Origin of the sequence: Micromonospora sp. NBC_01739 (assembly GCF_035920385.1) — a bacterium.
GTDB lineage: Bacteria > Actinomycetota > Actinomycetes > Mycobacteriales > Micromonosporaceae > Micromonospora.
This window is the reverse complement of the sequence record NZ_CP109151.1, coordinates 3,003,520-3,014,767: the sequence shown is the minus strand read 5'-3', so window position 1 is coordinate 3,014,767 and position 11,248 is coordinate 3,003,520. Positions and strand designations below refer to the sequence as shown.

Here is an 11,248-nt window from a genome sequence, read left to right as displayed (position 1 = left end):
CCACACCACCTAACGGCGCAGCGGGTCCTGGCCCCGCGCCTGCTCCAGCAGATTCGCCAGGGCCACGCTGCCGATCCGCTCCGAGAGGTGCTCCAGGTAGAACTGGCGGCCGGTCCGGCCCAGTTCCTGGCGTTTTTCGGTGCCCAACTCGTACATCCGGCGGATCGCGTCGGCCAGGGCGCGGGGGTCACCGGGTGGTGCCACAAAACCGGCGCCGGACTCGTCGACGAGCCGCGCCGCGTCGCCCGCCAGGGCGGCGACGATCGGCCGGCCGCAGGCGAGCGAGCTCTGCACCTTGCTCGGCATGGTCTTGCGGTGCAACGGCCGGTCACGCAGAGAGATTAACTGGACGTCGCCGAGCGGCATCAGCTCGATCATCCGTTCGAGCGGTTGCTGACCGAGGAAGACCACCCGGCCGGGCGGGTAGCCGCTGGCCAACTCGCGCAGCCGCTGCTCCTCCACCCCGCTGCCAGCGAACACGAGCGTCAGGTCCGAGATGTCGGTCAGGTGCTCCATGGCGTCGATCACGACGTCGAGCCCTTGCAGGTTTCCCATGCTGCCGGCGTACATCACCACGAAGCCGGAGAGCCCGAGCGATTCGGCCAGCTGCGGATCGCGGGGCCGGGGGCGAAAGCGGCGCTCGTCGACCCAGTTGTAGACGACCGAGAGTTTGTCCCGGGGGACACCGCGCTCGGCGAGGATGTCGACCATGCCGGGCGCGATGACGGCCACGTGCGTGGCCTGGCGGTAACTGGCGTTGCAGAACCGGTGCAGGATCCGGACGATCTGATCCAGGGCACGGCCGGGACGCACGTAGTCGCTCTCCGCCAGAGTGTCCGGCCACATGTCCTCGACCAGGATGACGTACGGGCGTCCGTGCAGCCACCGGGCCACCATCGCGGGAAGCGCCACGGTCGCCGGTGACGAGTAGACGAGCCAGACGTCGACCTTGCGGAGCAGGTCCAGCCGGGCCACCGCCGAGGCGGCGAAGCTGAGGTAGTTGGCGGTCCGCCTGACCGCCGACCCGTCGTGACTGGGAAACAGCGGCACCCGATGTACGGAGACGCCGTTCATCATCTCGAACTGGTATGCCCGGAGGCGGTATCCCGGGTGCAGCCTGCCCGACGGGTAGTTCGGGAAGCCGGTGAGTACGTGCACCTCGTGACCGAGCGCGACCAAGGACCGGCTGATGATCCCCGGGAGAACGGCTGAGCCGCCTTCCGGGTCGTACCACTGGGAGATGATGCCGATCCTGGTCAACGCGCCACCGCCGCACCCGGAAGCCATCTGTCGACGTTCGCCGTGTGGATGTCGCGGCCGTAGCGGGCGAAGATCTTCGCGAGCCCGTCGCGGTCGCGGACATCCACCGACCAATGGGTGTACGAGGCCAGTTCACCGGACAACCGGCGAAACCCACCTGAGCCTGTCGCAATGGCGACAATCATGAAGAATCCTTCGATTGCTTGAGAATCAGGCGTATCGACCATACAGCGCATCTGTTGCGATTGTGGGAACTGGGAACGGAGTGGTGTCCGAGATGTAGTAGCGAGAGCCGGTAGAACTCTGAATGTGACGAATGACGCGGCTCCCGATCGCAACTCCCGAACCCGGATGTACGACCCGCTGAAGCGACTCTTCGACCTGGTCGCCGCGAGCCTTCTCCTGGTGCTCGCCGCGCCGGTGATGCTCGTCGTGGCGCTGGTGGTGCTGGCCACGATGGGTAGGCCGGTGCTGTTCCGCCACACCCGACCGGGCCGACACGGCACGCTCTTCGACCTGGTGAAGTTCCGGACGATGCACGAGGTCGACCCGGCGCGCGGGCTGGTGACCGATGCCGAGCGACTCACCCGGGTCGGTCGGTGGTTACGTGCCAGCAGCCTCGACGAGTTGCCCGAGCTGTGGAACGTGCTGCGCGGTGAGATGAGCCTGGTAGGTCCCCGACCGCACCTCGTCAAGTACCTCGAGCTCTACACGTCCGAGCAGGCACGTCGACATGATGTCCGGCCGGGGATCACCGGGCTGGCGCAGGTACGGGGGCGCAACGCCATCGGGTGGGAGGAGAAGTTCACGTACGACATCGAGTACGTGGACGAGAGGTCCCTGCTGCTTGATCTCCGGATCCTGGCGGCGACCGTCCGCGTCGTCGTCCGCCGGGAGGGCATCGCCGCCCCCGGCGCCGCCACCTGGCACGAGTACACCGGTCCGCCGAAGATACGGGAGGGCGTGACCTCGGAGAGCGCCCGATGAAGGTGCTCCTCTTCGGCGGCGGTGGTTTCCTGGGCCGGCACATCCACGCCTGCCTGGCCGCGCACGCCGAAGTGCTGGCCCCGACCCGACAGGACTGTGACCTGGCGGAGATCGACCACGGTGCACTTGTCAGGCTGCTGCGCCGGGTCCGCCCCGAAGCCATCGTGATCGCCGCAGGTAGGACCTTCGGCACCGCCACCGAACTGCTTCAGGCACACACCATGGTGACAGCCAAACTCATCGACGCCATCGCCCTGGCAGCCCCGCAGGCGCGACTGGTCAGGATTGGCTCGGCTGCGGAGTACGGACCGGTACCGCACGGGCACACGGTCCGGGAGGACGATCCGGCCCGCCCAGTCGGTGAATACGGCCTCAGCCATCTCACGGCGACCGCGTTGGTCGAGCTCGCCGGTTCGGCCGGTCGGGTGGACGGGCGGGTGTTGCGTGTCTTCAACCCGGTGGGGCCGGGCATGCCGAAGAGTTTCCTGCTCGCGCGCGCCGCGCTCCTGTTCCGGGAAGCCATCCGCGCCGGAGCGGAGACTGTGGACCTCGGCCTGCACGCCGCCTGGCGGGATTTCATCGACGTGCGTGACGTCGCCAGCGCCACCTGGGCGGCCGTTCGCACCGAACTTGCCGGTGACCGGGTATTCAACATCGGCAGCGGCCGGGCGCTCTCGCTGAGCACCGCCATCGACCAGCTTGCCGAGACCGCCGGCTACGCGGGCGTGGTGGCCGCAGGGCCGTTCGCGCCAGAAGCGGCCAGGTCAGCTGCGGTCGGGTGGATGTGCGCCGACCGTGCTCGGGCCGAGCGCATCCTTGACTGGGTGCCGATGCATCCCCTAGCTGACTCGTTGACCGAACTTTGGACGGACATCAACCGGGACGGCCCGACCGGCGCCGAGACGAGTCACCGCCAGTCGTCGCCCGCGGCGAGACGCCGCTCCAGCAGCGTCGCCAACGGCAGCGACTCACCGTCCCGCCCGCCTGCGCCCACAACCAGAGGCGGCATCGACGGCTCCGGTCGGCTGCCCAGCACCCGGGACCGGAGGCTGGACGGCACGACCAGCAGGTAGAAACGACCCTCGGTGTCCACCGCCCGGGTCCGCGCCCGGTCCACGTACCAGCCGCTGACCGCAGTGCGGTATCGGCGGCGTCCGTCGTAGGACGTCGCGGTGAGACGGTCGGTGCGCAGACCGCGTCGGGCCGCCTCGGCCGCGAATTCGGCCACCAACTCCGCCGCCCTGGCCTGCTCGGCCGCGCGCTGCCGCGCGTCCGCGTCGGCGTGTGCCCGCACTGCTCGACGCTGCCGCTCCCGCCACTCGATGCCGTCGTCCGCCACACCGACACGGTACGCGGCCAACCAGGCTGACTGGTTCCGGTGCCCCGGGAGGCGCTGTCGAGCGGACCTGCGTCGCCACCTGGATCCGTGACCGCTTCGCTCGACAGCGCCTCCGTCGTCCTCATGCCAGGCCGGCTCGGCGCAGCGCCTCGGCCATCGCGTCGTTCGCCGGCCTGGGCGCCGCCCGCCCCGACCGCTGCTGTGGTCCGCCACGCTCGCCAGTGCGGGCTGCGCGCTGCCCGCCACGTTGCCCATCGCGTGTGACCTGCCCGCCACGCGGGCCGTCGGTACCCTGTCGGCTGTCGCGGTCGCGTCGCCCGCCGGTGCCCGGCTCGGCCTCGTCTTCCAGCCGCAGGGTCAGCGAGATGCGCTTGCGCGGCACGTCCACGTCCAGCACCTTGACCCGGACCACGTCGCCGGACTTCACCACCTCGTGCGGGTCCTTGACGAAGGTGCGCGACATCGCCGACACGTGCACCAGGCCGTCCTGATGCACCCCGACGTCCACGAAGGCGCCGAAGGCGGCGACGTTGGTGACCACCCCCTCCAGCACCATGCCGGGGGTCAGGTCACTGATCTTCTCCACCCCCTCGGCGAAGGTCGCCGTCCTGAACTCCGGGCGGGGGTCGCGGCCCGGCTTCTCCAACTCGGCGAGGATGTCGGTGACAGTGGGCAGACCGAAGGTGTCGTCCACGAAGTCGGTGGCGCGCAACCCCCGCAGGATGGCGCTGCGGCCGATGATGGAGCGCAGGTCCTGACCGGTGGAGGCGAGGATCCGGCGCACCACCGGGTACGCCTCCGGGTGCACGCTGGAGGAGTCCAGGGGGTCGTCGCCGCCGGGGATGCGCAGGAAGCCGGCGCACTGCTCGAAGGCCTTGGGGCCCAGCCGGGACACCTTCTTCAACTCGGCCCGGGTGCGGAAGGGGCCGTTGGCGTCCCGGTGCAGCACGATGTTCTCGGCCAGGCCGGCGCCGATGCCGGAGACCCGGGTGAGCAGGGGCGCCGAGGCGGTGTTGACGTCCACCCCGACGGCGTTCACACAGTCCTCCACGACGGCGTCGAGTGACCGGGAGAGCTTCACCTCGGACAGGTCGTGCTGGTACTGCCCGACCCCGATGGACCGCGGGTCGATCTTGACCAGTTCGGCCAGCGGGTCTTGGAGGCGGCGGGCGATGGAGACCGCACCCCGCAGCGACACGTCCAGCCCGGGCAGTTCCTGGGCGGCGTACGCGGAGGCGGAGTAGACCGAGGCGCCCGCCTCGGAGACCACCAGCTTGGTCAGCTTCAGCTCGGGATGCCGCTTGATCAGGTCGGCGGCCAGCTTGTCGGTCTCCCGGCTGGCGGTGCCGTTGCCGATCGCGATCAACTCGACGCCGTGCGCGGCGGCCAGGGTGGCCAGGGTGGCCAGGGAGGCGTCCCACTGCCGACGCGGCTCGTGCGGGTAGATGGTGTCCGTGGCGACCACCTTGCCGGTGGCGTCCACCACGGCCACCTTCACCCCGGTACGCAGACCCGGGTCCAGCCCCATGGTGGGTCGGGCACCGGCCGGGGCGGCGAGCAGCAGGTCCCGCAGGTTGGTGGCGAAGACCCGGACGGCCTCCTCCTCGGCCGCCTGCCACAGCCGCATCCGCAGGTCTGCCCCGAGGTGGATCAGGATGCGGGTACGCCAGGCCCAGCGCACCGTGTCGGTCAGCCACTTGTCGGCCGGCCGCCCCTGGTCGGTGACCCCGAAACGGCCGGCGATCGCGGCCTCGTACCGGGTCGGGCCGGTGACGACCGCATCGGCGTCCCCCTCGGCCTCCGGGTCCATGGTCAGGTCGAGTACGCCTTCCTTCTCGCCCCGGAACATGGCCAGGATCCGGTGCGAGGGCAGCTTCGGGTACGGCTCGGCGAAGTCGAAGTAGTCGGCGAACTTGGCCCCGACGGTCTCCTGTCCCTCGCGTACCCGGGACACCAGCCGGCCCCGCGACCACATCTGCTCCCGCAGGGTGCCGATCAGGTCGGCGTCCTCGGCGAACCGCTCGATCAGGATGGCCCGGGCCCCGTCCAGCGCGGCGGCCGCGTCCGCCACCCCCTTGTCGGGGTCGACGAAACCGGCCGCCACCGTCTTCGGGTCCTGCGTCGGGTCACCGAGCAGGATGTCCGCCAGCGGCTCCAGCCCGGCCTCCCGGGCGATCTGTGCCCGGGTGCGCCGCTTGGGCTTGTACGGCAGGTAGATGTCCTCCAGCCGGGACTTCGACTCGGCGGCCATGATCTGCGCCTCGAGGGTCTCGTCCAGCTTGCCCTGGCTGCGGATGGACTCCAGCACCGCGGCCCGCCGCTCGTCCAGCTCGCGCAGGTACCGCAGCCGCTCCTCCAGGGTGCGCAGCTGGGTGTCGTCGAGCAGCCCGGTGGCCTCCTTGCGGTACCGCGCGATGAACGGCACGGTGGCGCCGCCGTCGAGCAGGTCGACGGCCGCGCGTACCTGGTGCTCGGCGACCCCGAGCTCCCCGGCGATGCGCTGATGAACAGAGAGGGTCACGATGCTCCGCCTTCTGATGTGGGTTCCGCCGTGCATTCTGCCGGGCTACCGTGGCGATCATGGAAGCACCTGTGGAGCCCCGGGCGCGGCGACTGTTCGGCGGCAGCGCTCGGGCCCTCGGCGACCTGGCTACCAGCCCGTTCCGGGCCGACCGGGACCGCATCGTCGGCTCGCCCTTCTTCGCCCGGCTGGCCGGGGTCACCCAGGTGGTGAGCCCCGGCGGGTCCGGGCTGCTGGTGCACAACCGGCTGACCCACAGCCTCAAGGTCGCCCAGGTGGCCCGGGCGATCGCCGAACGCCTGACCGCCGACGACTGGCAGCGGGATCTGGCGGAGAAGTTGGGTGGCTGCGACCCGGACGTGGTCGAGGCCGCCGCCCTAGCCCACGACCTAGGTCACCCGCCCTTCGGGCACCTGGGGGAGCGGGTGCTGGACCGGCTGGCCCGGCACCGGCTGGGTCTCACCGACGGCTTCGAGGGCAACGCCCAGTCGTACCGGATAGTCACCTCGACCGAGATCCGGGGGGCGGCGACCACCGGCCTGGACCTGACCGCGGCGGTGCGGGCGGCCATGCTGAAGTACCCCTGGACCCGGCTGGACCACCCCGACCCCCACCCCCGCCTGATGGACCCTCCGCCGCGCGGGGCGGCTCCGCTGCCGGAGGACCCGGACAGCGGCTCGGCGAAGTTCGGGGCGTACCGCACCGAGCTGGACGACCTGCGGCAGGCCCGGGCACCCTTCGTCGGGCGGATCGCCGACTGGCAGCAGACCGTCGAGGCCTCCGTGATGGACATCGCCGACGACATCGCGTACGCCATCCACGACGTGGAGGACTTCTACCGGGTGGGGGTGCTCCAGCAGGGGGCGGTGGCCGCCGAACTGATGGCCTGGCAGCGCGAGGGCGGGCACCTGCGGGCCATCACGGACGCGGCCCTGGCCACCTCGGCCCGTCGTCCCGGAGCGGCGATCGAACGGCTGCGCCGCCACCTGCACCACAAGGACGGCTGGGTGGCCGACGACGAGGCTTTCGCCGCGGCGGTCGAACACGTCCGGGAGGAACTGGTCGAGGGGCTGCTGGCCATGCCGTTCGACGGTTCGATCGAGGCGGAGCAGTACGTGGCCCGGTTCTCCGCCCGGTGGACCACCCGGCTGGTCGACGCGATCACCCTCACCGAGAAGCCCTCGCTGCGCTCCGGGCACGTGTTGCTGGCCCCACCGCAGTGGCACGAGGTGCAGGTGCTCAAGTTCGTCCACCACCGGTTCGTGCTGGCCCGCCCGGACCTGGCCCTGCACCAGCGGGGTCAGGCCCGGCTGCTCGGCACCCTGGTCGAGGCGCTGCTGGAGTGGCTGCTGGATCCGCAGGAGGAGTCCCGGCTGCCCCGACGCCTGCACGACCTGGTCGAGTTGGCCGAGGCGGAACTGCATCCGCGTACCCCGGATCGGATCGGCCGGGCCCGGGGTCGGGCCATCGTGGACTTCGTGGCCCAACTGACCGACGGGCAGGCGGTGGCCATGCTGGACGCCCTCTCCGGCCGCTCCGGTGCCCTGTGGACGGACGCCTTCGTGCTGTGAGGTCGTGACTCAGCGGGCCGGTACCCCCTTGACCACGGTCCGGCGAGTCTCAGGCGATCGCCTGCCACCAGCCGTCGACCGCCGGAGGGTCGTCGACCACCACCCGCTCGCCCGGCCGGGGCACCGCCAGCCGCAGGTCGCGGGCCTTGGCCTCGACCCAGAGCCGGTCCACCGGCTCGGACCAGTCGTGCAGGGCCAGGTTGAAGGTCCCCCAGTGCACCGGTACGAGCAGCCCGCCGCGCAGGTCCACATGGGCGGCGACCGCCTCCTCCGGGAACATGTGGATGCTCGGCCAGGCCCGGTCGTACGCCCCGATCTGGATGAGGGTGACGTCGAAGGGGCCGTGCGCCGCCCCGATCTCGGCGTAGCCGGGGAAGTAGCCGGAGTCCCCGGTGTAGTACACCCGGCGCTGCTGACCGGCCACCACCCAGGAACTCCACAGGGTGCCGTTGCGGCGCAGCCCTCGCCCGGAGAAGTGCTGGGCGGCGGCGCAGGTGATCTCCAGACCGGCCAGCCGGTGGGTCTGCCCCCAGTCCAGTTCGATGATCCGGTCGGCCGGCACCCCCCACCGGTCCAGGTGGGCGCCGACCCCCAGCGGCACCAGGAAGGGCGCCGACTGCCGGGCCGTCAGTTCCCGGACCGTGGCCATGTCCAGGTGGTCGTAGTGGTCGTGGGAGATCAGGATCGCGTCCAGGCGGGGCAGTTCCGCCAGGCCTGCCGGGGGTTCGTGCAGCCGGTGCGGGCCCAGGGCCGCCGAGGGGGAGCACCGCTGACTCCACACCGGGTCCAGCAGCACCCGCCGTCCCTCGATCTCGATCAGGGTGGTGGCGTGGCCGTACCAGATCACGTTGAGTTCCCGGGCGGGGTCGACCGGGGTGACCGGGGCGGCCCGGACCAGCGGCACCGGGGCGCTGGGGCGGCGCTTCTGCTTACCGAAGAGCAGCTCCCGCAGCATGTTGCGGTCCGGGGCCGGGGCGGTGATCGGGGTGCCCGGCCGGTTGTGGAAGACCCCCTCGCGGAACTGCGGCGAGCGGGCCGCCCGGTCCGCCCGGGGGCCGGTGAGCCGACCACCCAGGGCGGCCGGCACCTCCCGGGCGACCCAGGCCAGGCCGGCCAGCCCGGCCAGGGCCGCCAGCCCGGCCATTGATGCGCCGATCCGTCGACCGGTAGACCTCTTCGGCGTCCGCATGGATCCCCTCCCGTGACTGCCCGGGGTCCACGTTAGTCGCCGTCGGTCGATTCAGCCGCCGTTGCTGGGGCGGTGGGCGGGGGCCCGGTGTCTGGTCCCGCTGCCGCCGAGCCGGTCGGTGGCCTCCAGGAAACGCCGCCCCATCCGGGCCCGGGCCGCCACGGCGGGGTGGGTGGCGCCGTAGTCGTCCGCGCCGGCCTGGCCGTCGGCGAAGAGGGCGTACGTCAGCACGGGGGCACCGGCGGGGTCGAAGATCACCCCGGCCTCGTGGCGGGCGTCGGCGAACCAGCCGGCCTTGGTGGCGATGCGGGCCCGCTGCGCCGAGGACATCTCCCGCCGGATGCCGTCGGTGAAGGCCACCGGAGAGCGCAGCAGCCGCAGCACCACCTCGGTCGAGGCCGGGGTGAGCAGGGCGCCGCCGACCAGGGCCCGGAGCAGGTCGTGGGTCTCCCGGGGGGTGCTGGTGCCGAGGAAGAACCGGTTCGGGTTGGCCACCGGCTGCACCTGGGTGTTCGGGAAGCCCTTGTCCCGCAGGATCTGGTTGAGCTCGGCGGCCGGGCAGACCAGCCCGCAGAGCCGTACCGCGGTGTCGTCGGAGACGGTCAGCAGGTTGGCCAGCACATGTCCCAGGGTCACCTGGCTGGGGTAGGCCCCGTCCAGGCTGAAGATGCCGTCGCCGCCGGGCACCACGATCGCGGCGCTCACCTCGACCTGCTGGTCCAGGGTGAGCAGGCCCCGGTCGACCTTGTCCAGCACGGCGACCGCCACGGCGATCTTGTTGACGCTGTACGCCTCGATCCGGCGGTCCGCCGACTCGGCCACCGCGACCACCGGGTCGGCCCCGGCCGGGTCGGTCAGGCTGACGTACGCCTGCCAGTTCCCCCCGGCCCGGCCGCTCTCCCGGCGGTACGCGGCAGCGATGCGCGCCGCCACCCGCCCACGGTCGCCACCAACCCCTGCCTGCCCGGTCACCGCGCCGGCCTGCCCGGCCCGTCCGGGGTCAGCGGCGGCCGGCCCGGCCGCGCCGAACACCGTGCCGGCCGTGGCCATGCTGCCCAGGCCGAGGGCGGTCCTGCGGTTCGAATGCGCTCACGGGGCGAGGACGACCTTCACGCAGCCGTCCTCCTTGCGCTGGAACATCTCGTACGCCTGCGGGGCCTGCGCCAGCGGCAGCCGGTGGGTCCGCAGGTCCTCCACCCCCAGGGGGTCCCCGTCAGCCGCGAGCAGGGGGATGATCTCGTCGGTCCACCGTCGGACATGGCACTGGCCCATCCGCACCTGGACGCCCCGGTCGAACATCTCCATCAGCGGCAGCGGATCGACCTCACCGCCGTACACCCCGGAGATGGAGACCGTGCCGCCGCGTCGCACGGCCTTCAGGGCGGCCTTGAGCACGACGAGCCGGTCCACCCCGGCCTTGTCGATCATCTGCCCGGCCAGCTTGTCCGGGAGCAGCCCGGCGGCGGTCTGGGCGATCTTGCCCAGGGGCGCCCCGTGCGCCTCCATGCCGACGGCGTCGATCACCGCGTCCGGCCCCCGCCCGTCCACCAGGTCGATCAACGCGCCGGGCACGTCGTCGATCTGGCTGGTGTCGAGCACCTCGACACCGTGCCGGCGGGCCATCTCCAGGCGCTCCGGAACCAGGTCCAGGCCGATCACCCGCTCGGCGCCGAGGTGCCGCCCGACCCGGGCGCAGAACTGGCCCACCGGGCCCAGGCCGAACACGGCCAGGGTGCCGCCACGGGGGGTGTCGGCGTACTTCACCGCCTGCCAGGCGGTGGGCAGGATGTCGGAGAGGTAGAGCCAGCGCTCGTCCGGGCCGGTCTCCGGCACCTTGATCGGCCCGAACTCGGCGTGCGGCACCCGCAGGTACTCGGCCTGGCCACCGGGCACCGAGCCGTACAGGCTGGTGTAGCCGAACAGGGCCGCGCCCTTGCCCTCCGAGGTGACCTGGGTGGTCTCGCACTGGGCGTACAACTGGCGGGAACACATCCAGCAGGACCCGCAGGCGATGTTGAACGGCACCACCACCCGGTCGCCGGGCTTGAGTCGGGTCACCCCCGCCCCGACCTCCTCGACGATGCCCATCGGCTCGTGCCCCAGGATGTCCCCCGGCTTGAGGTACGGCCCGAGCACCTCGTACAGATGCAGGTCAGAGCCGCAGATCGCGGTGGAGGTGATCCGTACGATCGCGTCCGTAGGCTCCTCGATCCGCGGGTCCGGCACCTGCTCGACCCGCACCTCCCGCCTACCCTGCCACGTCAACGCCCGCATGCTCTGCCCCCAACCGTCGATGTAGCTACCCTGCTACCCGACAACCCGCCCCCTAACCACCCACCCACCCACCCCACCCACCCCACCCACCCCCCACCCCCCTCTCT

Annotated in this window: 9 protein-coding genes and 1 pseudogene; 3 read left to right on the top strand and 7 right to left on the bottom strand. The window is 71.7% G+C overall.

Annotation, left to right across the window (positions count from 1 at the left end; genetic code table 11):
- Positions 1-9: 9 nt before the first annotated feature.
- Together OIE53_RS13295 and OIE53_RS28475 are read right to left on the bottom strand one after the other, a co-directional pair.
- The gene (locus OIE53_RS13295) at positions 10-1,260 is read right to left on the bottom strand and encodes a glycosyltransferase family 4 protein (RefSeq protein ID WP_327026910.1); all 1,251 of its coding nucleotides are present in this window, start codon (positions 1,258-1,260) and stop codon (positions 10-12) included.
- Positions 1,257-1,496, bottom strand: coding sequence for a hypothetical protein (locus tag OIE53_RS28475; RefSeq protein ID WP_393340049.1), 240 nt, complete (start codon positions 1,494-1,496; stop codon positions 1,257-1,259). The genes OIE53_RS13295 and OIE53_RS28475 overlap by 4 nt, the downstream gene beginning before the upstream one ends.
- Positions 1,497-1,611: 115 nt before the next feature.
- Between OIE53_RS28475 and OIE53_RS13285 the strand changes: the two genes are divergently transcribed.
- The gene (locus OIE53_RS13285) at positions 1,612-2,247 is read left to right on the top strand and encodes a sugar transferase (RefSeq protein ID WP_327026909.1); all 636 of its coding nucleotides are present in this window, start codon (positions 1,612-1,614) and stop codon (positions 2,245-2,247) included.
- Positions 2,244-3,032, top strand: a pseudogene (locus tag OIE53_RS13280) (NAD-dependent epimerase/dehydratase family protein); the annotation flags it as partial. The gene OIE53_RS13285 and the pseudogene OIE53_RS13280, both read left to right, overlap by 4 nt.
- Before the next feature lie 122 nt (positions 3,033-3,154).
- On the opposite strand, the gene OIE53_RS13275 reads toward OIE53_RS13280, so the two are convergent.
- Both OIE53_RS13275 and OIE53_RS13270 read right to left on the bottom strand, forming a co-directional pair.
- Positions 3,155-3,586: a hypothetical protein gene (locus OIE53_RS13275; protein WP_393340044.1), complete on the bottom strand. Its 432-nt coding sequence runs from the start codon at positions 3,584-3,586 to the stop codon at positions 3,155-3,157.
- Between the two features lie 121 nt (positions 3,587-3,707).
- Positions 3,708-6,107 (bottom strand): Tex family protein, encoded by a 2,400-nt coding sequence (locus OIE53_RS13270; protein ID WP_327026907.1) that lies wholly within the window; start codon positions 6,105-6,107, stop codon positions 3,708-3,710.
- A gap of 59 nt (positions 6,108-6,166) precedes the next feature.
- On the opposite strand from OIE53_RS13270, the gene OIE53_RS13265 reads away from it, so the two are divergent.
- A complete protein-coding gene (locus tag OIE53_RS13265) occupies positions 6,167-7,678 on the top strand; it encodes a deoxyguanosinetriphosphate triphosphohydrolase family protein (protein ID WP_327026906.1) in 1,512 nt (503 codons plus the stop codon).
- A gap of 49 nt (positions 7,679-7,727) precedes the next feature.
- On the opposite strand, the gene OIE53_RS13260 is transcribed toward OIE53_RS13265, so the two are convergent.
- The 3 genes from OIE53_RS13260 to OIE53_RS13250 are packed head-to-tail and all read right to left on the bottom strand — an operon-like array spanning position 7,728 to position 11,141.
- Positions 7,728-8,867 carry an MBL fold metallo-hydrolase gene (locus tag OIE53_RS13260; protein WP_327026905.1) on the bottom strand — a complete coding sequence of 380 codons (1,140 nt, stop codon included), beginning with the start codon at positions 8,865-8,867 and terminating at the stop codon, positions 7,728-7,730.
- A gap of 51 nt (positions 8,868-8,918) precedes the next feature.
- Positions 8,919-9,917, bottom strand: a complete 999-nt coding sequence (locus OIE53_RS13255) for a serine hydrolase (protein WP_327026904.1) — start codon at positions 9,915-9,917, stop codon at positions 8,919-8,921.
- 39 nt (positions 9,918-9,956) lie between these two features.
- Complete coding sequence (locus OIE53_RS13250; RefSeq protein ID WP_327026903.1) at positions 9,957-11,141, bottom strand: zinc-dependent alcohol dehydrogenase; 1,185 nt, start codon at positions 11,139-11,141, stop codon at positions 9,957-9,959.
- Between the last annotated feature and the right edge of the window lie 107 nt (positions 11,142-11,248).